The organism is Burkholderia sp. Leaf177 (genome assembly GCF_001424345.1).
In the GTDB taxonomy this organism is placed as follows: Bacteria; Pseudomonadota; Gammaproteobacteria; order Burkholderiales; family Burkholderiaceae; genus Caballeronia.
The window spans coordinates 108,238-125,085 of record NZ_LMPF01000012.1; the positions used below are offsets into that span (position 1 = coordinate 108,238).

The window sequence follows — 16,848 nt, forward strand, 5'->3', positions numbered from 1 at the left end:
AGGAGACATGCATGCCGGAATCCGTTATCTCTTCACGCTCAAAACGCCTGCGCCAATTACTGAACAGCGCTCAACTGACCGTCGCGCCCGGCGTTTATGATGGATTGACCGCGCGACTCGCCGAGCAAGCCGGTTTCGCGGCCCTCTACATGACGGGCGCGGGCACGTCGGCATCGTTCGGCTTACCCGACTACGGCCTGCTGACCATGACCGAAATGGTCGCGAATGCGGCGCGCATTGTCGCTTGCACCACGCTGCCGCTCATCGCCGATGCCGATACCGGCTACGGGAACGAACTCAACGTCACGCGTACGGTGCGCGCTTACGAACAGGCGGGTGTATCGGCAATCCATATTGAAGATCAAGTCGCGCCCAAACGTTGCGGTCATCTCGATGGCAAGGAATTGATCTCGACGGCAGAGTTCGTCGCGAAGATCCGCGCGGCGCTCGCGGCGCGGAACGATCAGGATTTCACGATCATCGCGCGTACCGATGCCAACGGCGTGTTGGGTTTCGACGAAGCCATCGCACGCGCCAATGCAGCGCTTGCAGCAGGCGCCGATGTCGCGTTTGTGGAAGCTCCGAACGATCTCGAACAAATTGCGGCCGTACCGAAGCGCGTGAATGGACCCTGCCTTTTTAATATCGTGCGCGGCGGCAAGAGTCCTGACATGGCGTTGCGCGACGTACAGGAGCTGGGATATGCACTCGCCATTCTCCCGAGTGTTTTACTTGCGAGCGTGATGCAGACCTGCGAAAACACGCTCAAGGATTTACGCGAGACCGGCGTGCCGCCGTCTTCATCGACAGCGCTTAGCGCGCGCGAGCGTTTTCGCCGGATGGGCGCGGACGACTGGGACGCGTTGCGAACCCGGTTCATCGATTGAATCAAAACAGGCTTCAAATTTGATTGATAATTGACGAGCCATCACGTCACTTCAAGCCTTTGGAGATCAAATAGCCTGCCTTCTCGCCGACTATCCATTTAGGCTGACGACCCGCACCGGTCCAGGTTGTACCCGTGGCGGGGTCTTGGTATTTTGCGGTCCGGGTAGAGCGGGCTACAGTGCTGCGCGCGCCGGCGGAAGCTTTTGCCCCCAAGACTGACGCTGGCAGTCCCAGTTCTGCAGCAGTGAAACCAAACTCCGCGATGGACGCAATCATTTGTACAAGGGTCTCTGCACGGACGATTCTTTGCGTGTCGTCCGCAAGGCGTGAAAGCGCGTCCGCTTGCTGCCGCAATTCTTTATAGGTTGCCATCGTTGTTCGATTCCAGGCTTTGCAGTATTTATGTCTAATAACTTAACTCTAAACCTTTTAGGCGTCGCGCCACGCCGGTATTTAGGGCAATTGGCCAATTGTCTGTTTTGGCCTTAAGCATATTTTTATATCAACACTTTAATAACCACGGTTTTTGAGTGTTGCATTTAACACAATGATTTGGTTATTCAAGGTTGGATAGGTGAATAGTTCTTATTTAGGTATGCGCCATAAATTGGATAATTTGTGTTTCCGGGGCTGTCGGTCAGCAACAGACCGTCTCGGTATATCGCCCGCAAATAGCGGCAGACGTTGCTCCTGCGACAATCAAGGTATTTAAGCTTCGCGATCCCACGTGCCGATAAACAGCCAAGCACGTTTTTTTCAATTTTTCTGGAGAAGTAGGTTGGATTCGCATTTACCCGGTTACCCAAGTTTTCGTTCCGGTTTATGAGTGAAAACATGACTTCCTGTTTTCTGTTATTTCACGGTCGTGGCGGGTAGTAATAGCAGGCGTAGACTGTATTTAAGCAAAGCGAATTAAATGAGCCTTGGATTGTCTGATAAATACCGAAACGAAAATATCGCGAGTTGTAGAACTAAAACGTCATTCGGGCGCTGGAACTGAGAGAACTTCATGAAAACAAGTACGTTGATAGCGCAGCTGGTGGAAGTAATGAAAGCGCTTGGCGACCCCGTGATAGTTGTTCCTTCGTACCTTGAAAACCGCTACGAGGCGCTTGCGAAACTCGAGGTGGCAGGCATGGTGTTATGTACGTCCGGAATGAACATTTCTGAAACAGGCCGCTTCCGCACCCGATATCCCAACGAACTATTCGTCGCGTCAATCGTCTTGCGAGGAACCCGATGACCAATGCCAGCCACTCTCCCCTCACGTAACCGGCGCACGAACGTAGTCAGACAGTCACCGGGTCGTGAGTATCTGTGAACGCAACTGCTGTTCGAACGCACTGGCCTCCATATCCCGCGCTGCCAACCTTTCGAGCGGGGTCGCTATGAGCTTCAGAGCTTACGAGGGGAGTTCCCTCCAATGCGCGTTATGGAATGAAAAATCGATCCGCACGCTTCCAGGCCAGCGGCGGGTACTTGTTATTCATTCGGACCAGATGGTTGGCAACTCCATGGCCTTGATCCTGGAATTCAAGGGCTTTACAGCGTCGCTTGCAACTGACGTGTTTGCCGCAAGGGGCGCGATCGTAATCTCCAATCCGCACGCAATCTTCCTCGATACCCGAGTAGGCGCGAGCAAAAACTACGAGTTCGCCAAGGAGTTGTGCATGAGCGAACGCGCTACGAGCCGGCTGTTGATCGCGATGAGCAACTTTGCGCCTGAGGAACCCGTAGAGAACCTCAGGAACGCAGGATACGATGGACATTCGCGCCGGCCGTGTCCCATGTGGCAGCTCGCCGACCTGCTCGACAGCTTCTTTTTAACCGAGTCTTGAAGACAGGTCGTCACAGGATTTATCGGCGCGCGTGTCTCTTCGGTTCCCTTTTAATCGGCATGGGCGCGATCGAAGTCCCAGACCGATTGAAATCCCATCAGCTCGCACATGGCCTTGAACGACATCATGCTGGCCTCGGCGCCCGTCGTGCCTTTGAGCGCCTTGATTTCGCCATAAACGTTTTCGAGTGCGCGAGCGACGCTAAGGAATCCTGCAGAAGGATAAATTGCTATCGAGAATCCGAGTTCCTGCAGCTCCGCCGGCGTCAGTTGCGGTGTCCGGCCGCCTTCCACCACGTTGACGAGCAAAGGCATATCGAACGTCTTGCCAATCGTTTCCAGTTCCTCGACCGTTTCCGGCGACTCGATGAACACCACGTCCGCCCCTGCTTTTGCGTAGGCTTCACCGCGGCGCAACGCTTCATCCAGACCGAGCGTCGTGCGTGCATCAGTTCTCGCAATAATCTGGAAATCCTTGTCCTCGCGTGCTTCGGTTGCGACCTGGATTTTCTTGACCATGTCTGCTGTCGGAATCACGCGGCGACCAGGTGTGTGCCCGCACTTTTTGGGAAACTCCTGGTCCTCGATCTGAATGCCTGCGGCGCCCGCGCGTTCATAGCCGCGAATGGTGTGCGCCATATTGAGCAGTCCGCCGTAGCCGGTATCGGCATCGCAAACGAGTGGCGTGGTTGCGGCCCCACAAAATGCCGTGACGCGATTGACCATGTCGGTGTACGTGGCAAGACCAGCGTCCGGCTCGCCCAAGTACGACGCAACCGTGCCGAAGCCGGTCATGTACAGGCAGTCGAAGTTCATCGTGTCCGCAAGGCGCACCGAGATCATGTCGAAGATGCCGGGCGCAACGACGATCTCGCCGGAATTGAGCCGTGCCTTAAGCGCTTGTCTGCGTGAATTAGCGGTCATGTCGAATTCCTTTTAAAGTGGATGAGCACAAATGAAGAGATGGAAAAGCAGTCAATGAACGCGCTCGATGGGGATCTCGCCAACAGGCGGCGTAAGAGACGGATCGCCTGGGCTCACGGCAATTTCTTCGAGCGAGCGACGATTTGTCTCGACACCGAATACGGCCAGCACGGCAACCATCAGCATCAGCGCGCCAATGATCACTGACAACACGTCCTTGATGCCGCCGGTTGCATACATGAGCACGACGATCTGCGGAGCGACGATCCCAGACAAGCGGCCCGCCGAACCTGCAATGCCGTTGCCTCGCATCCGGTTCTCCGTCGCGAACAACTCAGGTATGTAAGTCGCGACGCCGAGCGCAACCATCAGGTAGGTCATCGTGAAAAGCAGGAAACCGAGCAGCGTTGCCATCTCGACGCTGGTTGAATTGCCATACAGCCAGCCGACAATCGCAGCCAGAATTCCAACTCCTATAAGGCCGTTCTTGCGGCCCACTCGGTCTGCTATCAGGACGCCCACCAGCGCGCCAGCCGGTCCGCCCAGCGCCATCAGCGAGGAATAACCCAGCGACGAAGCCATACCGTGTCCCTGTTTGATCAGGAAGGTGGGCACCCACACGATGAAACCGTAGATCACCACGTTGATCGCAATCTGGATGACGACCGCAAGGAGCGTGCGGCGCAACAGCGGCGGCCGGAACAGACTGCCGAGCGACGTCGCCTTGACGGGAGCAGGCGGCGGCTCGACGATCGCGGGCAATGCACGGCCTTGCGCGGTTTCCGCTTCAATGCCCGCCAGAATGGCTTCCGCCTCTTGGAAGCGCCCCTTGGATTCAAGCCAGCGCGGCGACTCCGGCATCTTCTTGCGCAACACCCAGACACCGAGCGCGCCGACGCCTACGATAGCGAACATCGCGCGCCAGCCAATCGTCGGAATGATCAGATATCCTATGTATGTCGAGAAGAACAGCGCGGAGTTGGTGATCAACGAAAGATAGGCCGACCATTTCCCTCGTACCGCAGGCGGAATAAATTCGCCTATTGAACCGTAGCCGACCACGATTTCGGCGCCGAGTCCCAGCCCCATGAAAAAGCGGCACGCGATCAGCCAGTTCATGCTCGGCGCAAGCGATCCCGCTATGGATGCAATGCCGAAGATTGCAAGGTTGAACTGATAGGTGAACTTCCTGCCGTATGCATCGCCGAGAAGTCCGGCTGAAAATGCGCCGATCAACATGCCGATGAATGTCGAAGACAAGAATGCTGCGTTCAGCGTCATGCTTGACCAGCCGCTGCGCGACAGCGCACCGAGCACGCCGCCAGCGAGATAGATGTCGAAGGAATCGAGAAACATGCCGCCGCCTATCAACCACAATATTCGCCGGTGAAACGATGAAGTCGGCAAGCGATCAAGTCGGGCGCCTGCATGTACCGTGCTCAGCATCGTCGTGCTCCGAGGTAGTAAAGCTTATTGCTGAATGTAGACCCATGGACTTTGCACTTTGCCGGCGTGCTGGAACGCAAGAATGCGTGCATCGTGCCGAAGCGTCTGGTCGATCTCGTCAAGCCCTTCGAGCAGCGCCTCACGGTGATGATCCGGAAAACTGAAGGGGATGGGCGGCACATCGGGCGCGCTGACCGTGCAACGATGAAGGTCCACGCGAAGCGGATTGCCGCGTTCGGCTGCCTCAGCGAGCAGCGCGATTTGCGCTGCGCTCATGCGGATTGCGAGCAGGCCGTTCTGGATGCAGTTTGCGTAAAAGATATCGCCGAAACTTTGAGCGATCACGCATCGGATGCCGAATTCTTCCAGTGCCCAGACCGCCATTTCCCGCGAACTTCCGCAACCGAAATTGCTGCCGGAAAGAAGAATTTTCGCGTCTCGGAACGGCGGCTGGTTGAGAACGAACGAGGCGTTTTCGCTTCCGTCGGCGTGATAGCGCATCATTTCGAACGCCCACGTCTTGAACTGTCCGCGCTGCAATTGCGCAATGCGTTCAACACGCACGATCATGTCGGTATCTATGTTGTCGCGCAAAAGCGAAGCGGCAATACCTTCGCATACGGTGAACGCTTTCATGCGGCACGCTCCGCGCCGGGCATGGCGATTTTCCCTGCAATGGCGCTCGCCGCCGCCACGCTGGGGCTTGCCAGATGCGTCATTGCACCTGGGCCTTGCCGGCCGACGAAGTTGCGATTCGATGTCGATACACATCGCTCGCCTGCGCCGACCAGATCGCCGTTCGCGCCAACGCACATCGAGCAGCCTGGTTCGCGCCATTCAAAACCGGCGGTTATAAAGATCTGGTCGAGTCCTTCGCGTTCGGCGTGACGCTTGACATCGATCGAGCCGGGTACGACCCATGCCTTAACATGCTGCGCCACGTGCAGTCCCTTCACCACGCTCGCCGCGTTGCGCAAGTCGCTGAGCCGGCTGTTCGTGCACGAGCCAATGAACACGCGATCGATCGGCGTGTCTTCGAGCCGCTGTCCCGCCACGAGCTGCATGTACAACAAGGCTTTTTCAAGCGCGTCACGCCGCAACGGATCCGGCTCGTCAACGGGATCGGGAACGCGGGCATCGATTGCCATCACGTGTTCGGGGCTCGTGCCCCACGTCACTTGCGGGCGGATCTGCGTGGCATCGACGGTGATCTCCTTGTCGAAGACGGCGTCGGTATCGCTTGCAAGCAGACGCCATTGCGCGATGGCCTTTGCCAACGCCTCTTCTTTCGGCGCGTAGTCGCGCCCTTCAATGTAAGCGAACGTGGTCTCGTCGGGCGCGATCATGCCGACCTTCGCGCCAAGCTCGATCGACAAGTTGCACAAGGTAAGCCGCGCTTCCACGCGCAGCGCCTCGATTGCCGGTCCCGCGTACTCGACCGCATATCCCGTTGCCGCCGACGTCCCGAGCATCCCGATCAGGTACAGAATCATGTCCTTGGCTTCTACACCCGGCCGCGTTGCGCCATCGAACCGCACTCGCATGGTTGCAGGACGCGTCTGGCGGATCGTCTGCGTGGCGAGCACATGAACCTGCTCCGTCGAGCCTATGCCGAAAGCAATCGCGCCGAGCGCGCCATGCGTGCAGGTATGACTATCGGCGCAAACCAGCAACAGTCCCGGCAAGGTCAGACCGAGTTCGGGGCCGATCACATGAACGATTCCCTGGCGGCCATCGTCTATATCGAAGCGCTCGATGCCAAGGCGCGTGGTCTGTTCCCGCAATGTCTCGATCGCGATCGTGCTCCATTCGGCATCGCCTGCCGCGCGCCCTGGCTGCGTCGAGATCACGTGATCGACGGTTGCGAAGGTCAACTCGGGGTTGTGGACAAGTGCGCCACGCGCCTCGAGCTGGCGAATTGCCGCAACGCTCGTCAGCTCGTGCATCAGATGCCGGTCCACATGAAGAAGGCTCACACCGCCGGGCAGGTCCGCAATGACATGTGCATCCCAGATCTTGTCGAACATGGTTCTCGCCACAACTCGTCTCCCTTGCGTCTTTAATGACGGCTCAAGCCGTTCGTATGCCGCCCGCGCCCTGCCTCCTGCAACGCTACTTCGGCGGCTTGAGCGCTGGCAGCTTGACCAGCGCGTCCGCCGAATGCCACAGGTGTTGCTGCATGGCCTTGCTCGCGGCATCCGGGTCGCCGGCCAAAATTCCCGCGGCAATCGCCTCGTGCTCCGCAAGCGAGTTGCGCACGATCGCATCCACGCCAATGCGTTGACGCAACTGAATCATGAAAACGGGCAACTGGTATTTATCGATTAGTTCGCTTAACTGAGGGTTCTTGCACATGTCCACGATGATCCGATGGAACTGGCGGTTATCGACTACGAATGCCTGGAAATCCGGCTTCGTGAAATGCCGCCGTCCGCGCTCAAGCACTTCGGTGAAACGCGCGCGGTTGTCGCCTTCGTCGATGACCTCGGCGGCACGCCTCGCCGCGAACCCTTCGAGGGCTTCGCGTACCTGGTACAGGTTTGCGATTTCATCGACGGAAAGGTGGCGCACCACGGCGCCGCGATTCGGAATCAGATCGACGAGGCCATCCGCAACGAGTCGCCTGAATGCTTCGCGCAGCGAACCCCGGCTAATGCCGAGTTCCTCGATCAGGTCGCGCGAAATCAGCCGCTGCCCGGGGACGAGCCGCCCTTCGAGAATCTGCTGTTTCAGCAGATCCGCCGTCCGGTCGACCGTTTCCCCACTGCGCAACAAGGGTTCGATTGCGTTCTGTGCTGCTTCGTCGAAATGGTCGATTTCGTAGTTCATGGGTCGATGTTTGCAAGCCGTGCCGGCTCGCGCTGAATTTCGTAATCAAATGGAAAGCAAGCCGCGCTTCCAGAAAGTGTAGGACAAAAAGCCATTCCAACGATGAACCATTTGCGGTAGGAGCATGTGGCCTGCGGAGCAATCACCTTCAAAGCCTTATCTGCAAAGGAACGGTGCGTTTTTAGGTGTAAACAAGCATAGCGACCGATCAAGACCAGGAATAAAAGTATCCTACAATTTTTGGTGAAAATCGCCGATAAAAAGTTAAGACGAATCCCTCAGGAGACCCTCGATGAAGCTCTACCGCGCGCTGACGCGACTTGCCACGGTGACGACCCTACTTGGTTCCGTACTGGCCGCGCCCCAGGTCCAGGCCGCTACGCTGACAGTCACGCACTGGATCGACGGCATGTATGGCGTTCCCTTCGCGGTCGCGCTCGACAAGGGCTACTTCAAGCAAAACGGAGTGGATGTCACGGGATTCATTACGTCGGAAGGCGGTGGTACTTCGGTGCGAAATGCTATGGCGTCCGAAATACCCTACGGCGAAGTCGCATTGCCTGCGGCTATCGCGGCAATCAAGCAAGGCGTGCCGATCACGATTGTGCACAGCGGCGTCCAGAGCGTGGCGGATCTCTTGTGGGTACAGCTGAAAGCATCGAACGTGAATGGCATTGCGCAGATGAAAGGCAAGAGCATCGGCTATAGCAGCCCCAAGTCCATGACGGAGATGATCACGATCGTCGGCCTGGAACGTGCCGGATTGACGGGACAGGTGCAACGCAAACCCGTGGGCGCGTCAGGCACCATGATGATCGCGTTGCAGCAACATGCAGTCGATGTTGCCTACATGACCGAGCCTGCTTACAGCGCGCGCAAGGATGAGCTGAAGATTGCATTCCGCTCGACGGATATCGTTCCCGCCGAAACGCAGACTGTTGGCGTAGTGCGCACCGATTACCTGAAAGCGCATCCTGAAACGGTCAAGGCGATCATCGACGCACGCGCGAAGGGCGTGCAGTACATCGCCGCGCATCGTGAGGAGTCCGCTCAAATTCTCGCCAAGGCCTACAAGATCGACCTGTCGGTAGCGAAGTCGGCTATCGACAATTGTCTCGATACCGATCCGCACTACTGGAGCACCGGGCGTTTCAATTACACGAGCATGGACGAAGTGGTGAAAGGTCTCGTGCTGATCAAGGCGGTTGAACCGGGCACGTTCGACTGGCATACCATTGTCGATGAATCGATGCTGCCCGCGAGCGAGCGCTCAAAGTGAGGCAATCGATGAATCCCCTGCCCTTGTCCGTCGTACCGGCTGCCGGTGTCGAGCGCGTCGAGTCCGCGATTCACGCGACACTGACCGACGTCACGCGGTTCTATGCCGCCGAGCATGGCAAGCCGCCTTTTCACGCGCTCGGCCCGGTCAGTCTCAGCTTGCAGAAAGGCGAGTTCTTCTCGGTGGTCGGCCCGTCGGGCTGCGGAAAGTCGACGCTGCTCGATGTCATCGCTGGACTCAATGCGGCAAGCTCCGGCACGGTGACGTTCGAGGGCGCGCCGGTGCGGGGCAAGGTGCCGGAAGGCGTTGCGGTGGTGTTCCAGGAAGACGCCACTTTCCCCTGGCTCGATGTCTATGACAACGCCGCATTCGGTGCGCGCCGCGCGGGCGTATCTGAAAGCGAAATCCGCGAACGAGTCGAACACGCGCTTGCTTTCATGGGCCTGAAGGCGTTCACGCATTCATACCCAGTGCAGCTCTCGGGCGGCATGCGGCAGCGTGTTTGCATCGCGCGTGCAATGGTCGTGCGTCCGCGGCTCATGCTGCTCGACGAGCCTTTCGGCGCGCTCGATCAGCAAACGCGTCTGCTGATGGGCGAAGAGATGCTGAAGCTATGGCGCGAAACCGGCGCGACCGTGTTGCTGATCACTCATTCCATTGACGAAGCCGTGCTGCTTTCCGACCGGATCGGCATCATGTCGGCGTGTCCGGGACGTTTTATCGAAACGATCCACACCGGCTGGTCCCGGCATCGTGACAGCAATACCGCGCTCGATCCACGCTTCGGCGAGCTGACGGCGCGCGTGTGGGGACTGCTGCGCGCCGAAGCGCTCAAGGCGCTCGGGAGCCAGACATGAAGGTCGCCACGCGCTGGCGCTTCGCACTGGTCGTACTCTTCGTCGCGGCGCTGGAGGTGGCGAGCCGGCTCGCATGGATCGATCCGGTGTCGTTCATACCGCCATCGAAAATGGCCGAAGGTGCGTGGGCATTGCTGGCTTCCGGCGACTACACACACGACATTCTGCAGACGCTCGCGAACGCCACGCTCGCGGTATTGCTCGCGGTGACAGGCGGCTTCGCGTTCGGCGTGGGGTTGTTCCGGCTGCCGCGCTTGCGGCGTGTCATCGACCCCTTGCTGCTGTCGTATTACGCGGTGCCTATCTTTGTTGTGTATCCGGTCCTGATCGTGATCTTCGGCTTGAATCGCTGGCCGCTCGTTGCTATCGGCTTCCTGTTTGGCGTGGTTGCAATGGCAGCGAATACGCTCAATGGACTTGAACGTGTGCCGCGCGTGCTGCTGCGCTCCGCGCGCGCCATGCGCATGAGCGCGCTGGATGAAATTCGTCTGGTCACGCTGCCATCGAGCCTGCCGTTCGTATTCACCGGCATCAAGCTGACCGTGGTTTATGCGTTCATCGCCGTGATCGCCGGCGAATTCGTGCTGGCCGGATCGGGCTTTGGTTTTCGGATCGCTTACGCATACAACAACTTCGACAATCCCACCATGTACGGGCTGATGCTCTTGCTGCTGGTTTTTGTCGGCACACTGAACATGCTGCTGCATATGGCCGAACAACGGCTCTACAGCCGCACACGGAGGAGCCCGGCATGAGCACCATCGCGACGGCTGCGCTCAAGCCAAAACGTTCCGCCTCACGATGGAGCGACAGCGTGGTGTTGATCGTGGTTCTGCTCGCGTTGTGGCAGATCGCCAGTTCGTTGCTCGGCGACGACGTCTTGCCAGGTCCATGGGCCACCTCTGTCCGGCTCAAGGCAATCCTGCAAGACGAGGACTTTCCGGAGAACTTGCGGGTTACGTCGATTGCATTTTTACTTGGATTTGCGATCTCGTGCGTCGGCGGCATTTGCCTCGGTTTTGTCTTGGGCGTGAAGCGCTTGGCGGGTGACGTAATGGAGCCGATCCTGATGGCGTTTTATGCCATTCCGAAGATCACGCTCTATCCTGTCGTTCTCCTGATGTTTGGACTGGGACTCTACGCCAAGGTTACGTTCGGTGTGATCCACGGGATCATTCCCATCACGGTATTCACCATGGGCGCGGTGCGCAACATGCGGCCGGTTTTTGGCCGCACCGCGCGCGCCTGCCGATTATCGCCAGTTGCGTACGCGCGTTACGTGCTGCTCCCTGCCGCCATTCCTGAAGTGGTGGCGGGCCTGCGCATCGGTTTTTCGCTGACGCTGCTCGGTACGTTGATTGGCGAGATGTTCGCATCGCAAAGCGGAATAGGCCACATGCTGATGATCGCAATGGGACGCAACGACACGCGAACCATCATGGCGTTGGCCATTCTGTTATTTGTGTTCGCAACCGTAGTGAACCTGCTACTGCTGAGATGGCACCACAGCCTGGCAAAGTCGGACAACTGATTGATTGCCGGATTGATTGCCGGATTGATTTAACCCAATCGATTCCTGGGGAACGATGATGACCGAGACACTTAACGCAGCACGCATCAAGGTTTTCTGGCAGCCCGGATGTTCTTCCTGCTTGAGAACCAAGGAATTCCTGACAGAACAGGGCATCGAATTCGAATCGCTCGACGTGCACAACGATCCCGATGCGCGAGCGCAACTTCTCGAACTAGGCGTTCGCAGCGTGCCCATAGTGTCGATCGGCAAGCGTTATACGTTCTGCCAATCAATTAACGATGTCATCAAGTTCCTCGATCTCAAGACACGCGTGATGGACCCATTGCCTCCTGCGCAGCTTGTGGCGAAGCTCGACCTTCTCATGAGCGCGAACGCCCGCTACATTCGTCAGTTTACGCCCGATCAATTGAAGACGCCCTTTCGCAACAGGAACCGGACGCCGGCCGGATTGGGCTTTCATATGTTTCGTGTCGCCGAGATGGGCATGCAGGCCGCGCAGGGTATTCCATTGCGGTTCGAGTCGTTCGATGAACTTCCGCCCGACGACTGGAGCGGCGAAGACATTGCTGCCTGGGGCGAATCGGTGCACAGCAGATTCCTGGACTGGTGGGCCGCGCAAAGCGACCCCACGGTCAATTTCCGTGTCGAAACCTACTATGGCACCCGGCCGTTCCACGAGGTGCTGGAGCGCACCGCCTGGCATGCGGCGCAGCACACGCGCCAGGTGATGCTCATGCTGGAAAGTAACGGGATCGCGCCCAATGGACCGCTGAGCGAGGCGGACCTCGAAGGGCTGCCTGTGCCGCATGAGGTGTGGGACCGGTAGCATCCTCGGCCTGTCTGTCCGCGTTACGCAAGTTGGCATCGAGAATAAACGATGGCGCTCACAGGTGTTGAGACCTCGGCATCAGACAGGCGAGCGCATCACGCTCGCTCATTGGTTTGCCGAACAGGTAGCCTTGACCCGAGTTGCAGCCGAACGCCACCACGGCATCCCGCTGCTCATCGGTCTCGATGCCTTCAACCGTACATTCCACTTTCAATCTATGGCACATGTCGACAACCGTGCGGACAATATCCCGGCACGCCTTGTCAGACTCGATCCCTTCAATGAAGCTTCGATCGATCTTGATCTTGTCGAGCGGAAGCCGGTGCACGTAGCTCAGGCTCGAATGCCCCGAACCAAAATCATCGAGCGCAATACGCGCACCGAGTCTGCGCAAGGCGGCAATCGAAGCGCATGCCTGGTCGATGTCCGGCATGACCGTTGTCTCGGTCACTTCGAACTCGATGCGCTTCGCGTCGATGCCGCTTTCCCTGACAATGCCGATAATGCGATTCGTCTGCTCGCTCGACGAGAGATCGCGAACGGAAAGATTGAACGAAACGAAGATGTCCGACGGCCATGTCGCCAGCACCGCAAGCGCCTTGGTCAACAGATTCGTCGTCAGCCGATGAACGAGGTCGGAGCGCTCCGCGACAGGAATGAATTCGCCCGGGCTCACGACGCCGAGCTTGCAATTGGTCCAGCGCGCGAGCGCTTCGAATCCGACAATATGCGTAGTATGCAAATCCACGATAGGTTGAAACGCAAGCGTCATCTGGTCGTGATGCACTGCAAGCCGCAATTCCTGTTCGATGACACTTGCCCGTCGAATCTGCGTTTCGTGCATGGAGGAGAAAATCGCCGACGAACCACGAGCCGTTCGTTTGGCGAAATACATTGCGTAGTCCGCGCGTTCGAAAAGTTCTTCCGACGTCACGCCGGCATCGGGAAAAGTGGCGAAACCTACGGAGCCGAGCAGTCCGACCGTGGCATCCCGAATGAGTACGTCGTCCTTGAGCGTCGCGCAGATCAGGTTGCCGAGCATCAGCAGCTCTTCGCGCGTCATGTCCCGATCGATCAGGATGCCGAATTCATCGCCGCCCAATCTTGAAACCTGTGTATGGATGCACGCAATGCCGACCAGCCGGTTCGCCGCCTCCGAAAGCAACCGGTCACCGACCGAATGCCCATAGGCGTCGTTCACTTGCTTGAAACCGTCCAGGTCGATCAGACCCACGGCAAAACGGTTTCCCTGCGCCCGCGATCTGACAAGCATGGCGTCCAGCGACGAAAAGAAACTGCGCCGGTTAGGGAGGCCGGTCATGCTGTCGAGATTGGCAAGACGAAAATTGTCGTCGCTTAGTGTTTGTGTAGCGGCCTGTTGCCTGAGCAACTGCTTCTTCGAATCGATCAGGTTCGCAAAGTCGCGATAGTTGATGAACAAAATGACCATCATTGCAAATGCGACGAGCGCGATGTTCACGGCAATCGCGATGAATACCGGTTGTCCGCTCAGAACGAAGAAGATGGTCCACGGGATTACGACAATTGCCGTAAGGAGCAATGCGGCCGGTCGCAGGTGCATTAAGCAGAAAATACAGCCGATTACCGTGATCGACATATAAAACGCAATATGCGCTTGCGCGTAAGCGTCGCCATATTCGTACAGCTTTAGCGCCCAGGCGGTAAAGGCGATGCCAAACAGCGCAGTCAGGCGCACCGTTTTGCGCAGAAGTCCCACCGCTTTGTCGTGAGACAAACGAACCGCGCGCTGCTTCCACCAATGAATGGCGCGCCAGAAGCAGACGATGCAAAGCGATCCCGGTAAATACACGCTCAGCCAGATGGGCGCCAGACGAAAATGCGTGACGCACACCGCGATAGTATTAACCACGAGAATGAAGTACAGAAGCGGCAACTGTCGTCCAAGCGCCGAGAGTTGCGATCGGGTCAGTTCTGGATTGTCGTCGCAAACACGCAGCAGCGATCGAACCGAGTTCGAAGATCGCATGGGGTACTACCTCTCTCAGATTGCTTTATATATGTCGCCACTACTTTATGGCTTTCGATTGTGTTTACGGCAATTTCCGGCTTGATCTTGAGCGCCGCGGGCAGAATAGCCGTGTGGCAGGCGCTTAAAAGATGGCTGTGCATTCCCTTTGCTGCGTAGGCGGCCAAGCGCCGTGGCGCGTGTGTGATCCTTAGCCTGCTAGCTGAAAAATTGCGTAAAGGCTTCGACGTCTTGTCGTTCAGGGGCGAATCGGTTCACCACGGCCTCGGGGTCTGCGTAACCCAAAGCCATACCGCACAAGACCATTTCGTCACGCGGCACGTTCAGATGCTCATGCACGATTCCCGGCACTTCGGCTATGGAAGCCTGGGCGCACGTATGAAGGCCTCTGGCGCGCGCGGCCAAAGCGATGCTCTGCAGGAACATGCCGTAATCGATATAACTTCCCAACGCCATGCGCCTGTCGATGGTGAAGATCAGACCCACCGGCGCATCGAAGAAAACAAAGTTACGGGCGCGTTGCGCGGCCAGTCTGTCTTTTTCGTGCCGCTCGATGCCGAGAGTTGCATAAAGTCCCCAGCCGCAAGCGCGGCGCCGACTGAGGTACGGTTCTTCTACCGGGTTCATGTAGAAATCGTATTCGCGATTGACGTCGCCATCGTTTGACAGATAAGCATTTCGCATTGCCTGTGTCAGCTTGGCGAGCGACTCGCCCATCACGGCATAGACTCGCCACGGCTGGAAATTCGAACCGCTGGGTGCGTACGATGCCAGCCGCAAGATGTCTTCAATCTGCTCGCGCGTAACCGCCTCATTCAGAAAGGCACGCACCGAGCGTCGCGTCAGCAGCGCCTCGTCCACCGACGTAGCCGAATCCACCGATAACTTTTGGTGGTTCACTTCCATGATTTTCTCCTTTCCAGATTGCCGGCAGCGTGCAGGCCAGCCTAAAACGCGGTCAATAACAAAGCCCTTCCCGCAATAGTCCTTGGCGCCAGAAATACGCGAGGTGAAGCGCCATGCTAGCTAGTAGAAACGCGCCGTGCCACGCGCCAATTCAGGAAGGCGCCTAGCGAAAGCAGCACCGAGGTTCCAAGGAAAACCGCGCGCATGCCGATATGTCCGCCGACAAAGCCACCCATCAACGGCCCCGCGACTTGTCCGGCGAATTGCGCGGAGACGCAGTAGCCCAGGACGGTTCCCGCCATATGATCGGGCACGCAGCGCCGGATCGCCGCGATGACACAAGGCATCAGGCCGCCCAGCGCGAGTCCCATCAAAAACCGCAAGCCGATCAATTGCCAGCCGGCGGAAACAAACGCTTGTGGAATCATCAGCAACGCCGCCGTTACCAGTGCAAACACGATGACGCTGGAATATCCGATGCGGTCCGCCAGCTTGCCCAGCCGCGATGCCGACAAAATGCTCCCCAGTGCAGCGGCGGACATCGCAAGACCCGCAATCATGGTCACTTGCTTCGGATCACGTATCAATGTCCTCACATAAACCGTGATGATCGGTTCGATCGACATGTTGGCGAACATCAGCAATAGCGATGTCGCGAGCATGGCGATGACCACGGTCTTTGCAGAGATCTCGGACCAGCCGCGTTTCGGCTCCGCATGACTTTCCCTGGGGCGTCGTCTGGTTTCCTTGATCAGAAACGTGGTCGCTAGAAACGCGATAAAAATCATGGCGCCCGCACCCCAAAACGTTGCGCGGATGCCAATCAACGGCGGCAGCAGCCCACCAACCAAGGGTCCGAGCAGATTGCCCGCCATCACCCCAGACGACAGCATGCCGAGCGCCCATGCGGAGCGGTCACGCGGTGTCTGCGTAGCGACGAGAATCGTGGCGCCGGAAGAATATCCGCCTGCAACGCCCGCAAGCAGACGCAATCCGACAAGCTGCCAGACATTGGTGGAAAACCCGATCAGCGACATGACGATCGCCATGCCAAGGCTCGCGCGCACGAGCATTGGCTTGCGTCCGTAGCGGTCGCCGAGATATCCCCATAACGGCGCTACCACGCCCGCGGTCATGAACGTGGCGCTATAGGCGACCCCTGACCATTGCACGATTGCAGCATGCCCGTGCACGCCGAGTTGCTCCACGTAGATTGGCAAGAACGGCAGCATCAACGTCATGGCGAAGATGGTCGAGAACGATCCCAGAAGACACACGGTGAGGTTGCGCTGCCAATGTTCGTTGATTTCTGACATGAAGGTCGCGTGGACTAAGTCGTATCTGCCACAAGGGAAAGCCTAGGAAAGCCTTACTGGACTCTACTGGCAAGGCGCGCCAAAAAAAGTTATTCATTATCCACTGAATTAATTTCCCTAAGCAGGTAGGCTCGTCAGATTCGTCAGTTTCCTTTCAGAACCGTGAATGCGCCGATTCCCGATGCAAACGCATGC

General features: G+C 57.8%; 17 protein-coding genes. 8 read left to right on the forward strand and 9 right to left on the reverse strand.

Annotated features, from left to right (window positions below):
• Nucleotides 1-11 precede the first annotated feature (11 nt).
• On the forward strand, nucleotides 12-887 hold the full coding sequence (locus tag ASG35_RS11370; RefSeq protein ID WP_056356612.1) for an isocitrate lyase/PEP mutase family protein: 876 nt from the start codon (nucleotides 12-14) through the stop codon (nucleotides 885-887).
• A gap of 46 nt (nucleotides 888-933) precedes the next feature.
• On the opposite strand, the gene ASG35_RS11375 is transcribed toward ASG35_RS11370, so the two are convergent.
• On the reverse strand, nucleotides 934-1,260 hold the full coding sequence (locus tag ASG35_RS11375) for an H-NS histone family protein (RefSeq protein ID WP_056356614.1): 327 nt from the start codon (nucleotides 1,258-1,260) through the stop codon (nucleotides 934-936).
• A gap of 637 nt (nucleotides 1,261-1,897) precedes the next feature.
• Here ASG35_RS11375 and ASG35_RS11380 point away from each other — a divergent pair.
• Nucleotides 1,898-2,131 (forward strand): hypothetical protein, encoded by a 234-nt coding sequence (locus tag ASG35_RS11380; protein ID WP_056356615.1) that lies wholly within the window; start codon nucleotides 1,898-1,900, stop codon nucleotides 2,129-2,131.
• 271 nt (nucleotides 2,132-2,402) lie between these two features.
• Nucleotides 2,403-2,726 (forward strand): hypothetical protein, encoded by a 324-nt coding sequence (locus ASG35_RS11385; protein WP_156393108.1) that lies wholly within the window; start codon nucleotides 2,403-2,405, stop codon nucleotides 2,724-2,726.
• A gap of 50 nt (nucleotides 2,727-2,776) precedes the next feature.
• Here the strand turns inward: ASG35_RS11385 and ASG35_RS11390 are convergent, their stop codons facing one another.
• The 5 genes from ASG35_RS11390 to ASG35_RS11410 all read right to left on the reverse strand — a co-directional run bounded on the left by ASG35_RS11390 (nucleotide 2,777) and on the right by ASG35_RS11410 (nucleotide 7,924).
• Nucleotides 2,777-3,649 (reverse strand): isocitrate lyase/PEP mutase family protein, encoded by an 873-nt coding sequence (locus ASG35_RS11390; protein ID WP_056356619.1) that lies wholly within the window; start codon nucleotides 3,647-3,649, stop codon nucleotides 2,777-2,779.
• Between the two features lie 51 nt (nucleotides 3,650-3,700).
• Complete coding sequence (locus ASG35_RS11395; protein ID WP_056356621.1) at nucleotides 3,701-5,095, reverse strand: MFS transporter; 1,395 nt, start codon at nucleotides 5,093-5,095, stop codon at nucleotides 3,701-3,703.
• 24 nt (nucleotides 5,096-5,119) lie between these two features.
• Nucleotides 5,120-5,731, reverse strand: a complete 612-nt coding sequence (gene leuD / locus ASG35_RS11400) for a 3-isopropylmalate dehydratase small subunit (RefSeq protein WP_056356623.1) — start codon at nucleotides 5,729-5,731, stop codon at nucleotides 5,120-5,122.
• Nucleotides 5,728-7,122 carry a 3-isopropylmalate dehydratase large subunit gene (gene leuC, locus ASG35_RS11405; RefSeq protein WP_056356625.1) on the reverse strand — a complete coding sequence of 465 codons (1,395 nt, stop codon included), beginning with the start codon at nucleotides 7,120-7,122 and terminating at the stop codon, nucleotides 5,728-5,730. The genes leuD and leuC overlap by 4 nt, the downstream gene beginning before the upstream one ends.
• Before the next feature lie 85 nt (nucleotides 7,123-7,207).
• Nucleotides 7,208-7,924 (reverse strand): GntR family transcriptional regulator, encoded by a 717-nt coding sequence (locus tag ASG35_RS11410; RefSeq protein ID WP_056356628.1) that lies wholly within the window; start codon nucleotides 7,922-7,924, stop codon nucleotides 7,208-7,210.
• A 292-nt stretch (nucleotides 7,925-8,216) separates the two neighbouring features.
• Here ASG35_RS11410 and ASG35_RS11415 point away from each other — a divergent pair, with 292 nt between their 5' ends.
• The 5 genes from ASG35_RS11415 to ASG35_RS11435 are packed head-to-tail and all read left to right on the forward strand — an operon-like array spanning nucleotide 8,217 to nucleotide 12,420.
• Nucleotides 8,217-9,203, forward strand: a complete 987-nt coding sequence (locus tag ASG35_RS11415) for an ABC transporter substrate-binding protein (protein ID WP_056356630.1) — start codon at nucleotides 8,217-8,219, stop codon at nucleotides 9,201-9,203.
• 8 nt (nucleotides 9,204-9,211) lie between these two features.
• Nucleotides 9,212-10,060: an ABC transporter ATP-binding protein gene (locus ASG35_RS11420; protein WP_056357428.1), complete on the forward strand. Its 849-nt coding sequence runs from the start codon at nucleotides 9,212-9,214 to the stop codon at nucleotides 10,058-10,060.
• Nucleotides 10,057-10,815: an ABC transporter permease gene (locus ASG35_RS11425; RefSeq protein WP_056356632.1), complete on the forward strand. Its 759-nt coding sequence runs from the start codon at nucleotides 10,057-10,059 to the stop codon at nucleotides 10,813-10,815. Before ASG35_RS11420 ends, ASG35_RS11425 begins: the two co-directional genes overlap by 4 nt.
• On the forward strand, nucleotides 10,812-11,591 hold the full coding sequence (locus ASG35_RS11430; protein WP_056356635.1) for an ABC transporter permease: 780 nt from the start codon (nucleotides 10,812-10,814) through the stop codon (nucleotides 11,589-11,591). Before ASG35_RS11425 ends, ASG35_RS11430 begins: the two co-directional genes overlap by 4 nt.
• 58 nt (nucleotides 11,592-11,649) lie before the next feature.
• Nucleotides 11,650-12,420 carry a glutaredoxin domain-containing protein gene (locus tag ASG35_RS11435; RefSeq protein WP_056357431.1) on the forward strand — a complete coding sequence of 257 codons (771 nt, stop codon included), beginning with the start codon at nucleotides 11,650-11,652 and terminating at the stop codon, nucleotides 12,418-12,420.
• Nucleotides 12,421-12,478: 58 nt separating this feature from the next.
• Here ASG35_RS11435 and ASG35_RS11440 read toward each other — a convergent pair whose 3' ends face one another.
• The 3 genes from ASG35_RS11440 to ASG35_RS11450 all read right to left on the reverse strand — a co-directional run bounded on the left by ASG35_RS11440 (nucleotide 12,479) and on the right by ASG35_RS11450 (nucleotide 16,653).
• Complete coding sequence (locus ASG35_RS11440) at nucleotides 12,479-14,431, reverse strand: putative bifunctional diguanylate cyclase/phosphodiesterase (RefSeq protein ID WP_056356637.1); 1,953 nt, start codon at nucleotides 14,429-14,431, stop codon at nucleotides 12,479-12,481.
• 198 nt (nucleotides 14,432-14,629) lie between these two features.
• Entirely contained in the window at nucleotides 14,630-15,337 is a 708-nt protein-coding gene (locus ASG35_RS11445) for a nitroreductase (RefSeq protein ID WP_056356639.1), read from the reverse strand.
• Between the two features lie 116 nt (nucleotides 15,338-15,453).
• On the reverse strand, nucleotides 15,454-16,653 hold the full coding sequence (locus ASG35_RS11450) for an MFS transporter (RefSeq protein ID WP_056356641.1): 1,200 nt from the start codon (nucleotides 16,651-16,653) through the stop codon (nucleotides 15,454-15,456).
• Between the last annotated feature and the right edge of the window lie 195 nt (nucleotides 16,654-16,848).

What these genes read in the sequence shown, in the direction of transcription:
- ASG35_RS11430 (WP_056356635.1), top strand. Translation starts at nt 10,812, where the DNA reads ATGAGCACCATCGCGACGGCTGCGCTCAAGCCAAAACGTTCCGCCTCA.
- ASG35_RS11450 (WP_056356641.1), bottom strand. Translation starts at nt 16,653, where the DNA reads ATGTCAGAAATCAACGAACATTGGCAGCGCAACCTCACCGTGTGTCTT.
- ASG35_RS11395 (WP_056356621.1), bottom strand. Translation starts at nt 5,095, where the DNA reads ATGCTGAGCACGGTACATGCAGGCGCCCGACTTGATCGCTTGCCGACT.
- leuD (WP_056356623.1), bottom strand. Translation starts at nt 5,731, where the DNA reads ATGAAAGCGTTCACCGTATGCGAAGGTATTGCCGCTTCGCTTTTGCGC.
- leuC (WP_056356625.1), bottom strand. Translation starts at nt 7,122, where the DNA reads ATGTTCGACAAGATCTGGGATGCACATGTCATTGCGGACCTGCCCGGC.
- ASG35_RS11435 (WP_056357431.1), top strand. Translation starts at nt 11,650, where the DNA reads ATGACCGAGACACTTAACGCAGCACGCATCAAGGTTTTCTGGCAGCCC.
- ASG35_RS11380 (WP_056356615.1), top strand. Translation starts at nt 1,898, where the DNA reads ATGAAAACAAGTACGTTGATAGCGCAGCTGGTGGAAGTAATGAAAGCG.
- ASG35_RS11390 (WP_056356619.1), bottom strand. Translation starts at nt 3,649, where the DNA reads ATGACCGCTAATTCACGCAGACAAGCGCTTAAGGCACGGCTCAATTCC.
- ASG35_RS11385 (WP_156393108.1), top strand. Translation starts at nt 2,403, where the DNA reads ATGGCCTTGATCCTGGAATTCAAGGGCTTTACAGCGTCGCTTGCAACT.
- ASG35_RS11445 (WP_056356639.1), bottom strand. Translation starts at nt 15,337, where the DNA reads ATGGAAGTGAACCACCAAAAGTTATCGGTGGATTCGGCTACGTCGGTG.
- ASG35_RS11420 (WP_056357428.1), top strand. Translation starts at nt 9,212, where the DNA reads ATGAATCCCCTGCCCTTGTCCGTCGTACCGGCTGCCGGTGTCGAGCGC.
- ASG35_RS11415 (WP_056356630.1), top strand. Translation starts at nt 8,217, where the DNA reads ATGAAGCTCTACCGCGCGCTGACGCGACTTGCCACGGTGACGACCCTA.
- ASG35_RS11410 (WP_056356628.1), bottom strand. Translation starts at nt 7,924, where the DNA reads ATGAACTACGAAATCGACCATTTCGACGAAGCAGCACAGAACGCAATC.
- ASG35_RS11440 (WP_056356637.1), bottom strand. Translation starts at nt 14,431, where the DNA reads ATGCGATCTTCGAACTCGGTTCGATCGCTGCTGCGTGTTTGCGACGAC.
- ASG35_RS11375 (WP_056356614.1), bottom strand. Translation starts at nt 1,260, where the DNA reads ATGGCAACCTATAAAGAATTGCGGCAGCAAGCGGACGCGCTTTCACGC.
- ASG35_RS11425 (WP_056356632.1), top strand. Translation starts at nt 10,057, where the DNA reads ATGAAGGTCGCCACGCGCTGGCGCTTCGCACTGGTCGTACTCTTCGTC.
- ASG35_RS11370 (WP_056356612.1), top strand. Translation starts at nt 12, where the DNA reads ATGCCGGAATCCGTTATCTCTTCACGCTCAAAACGCCTGCGCCAATTA.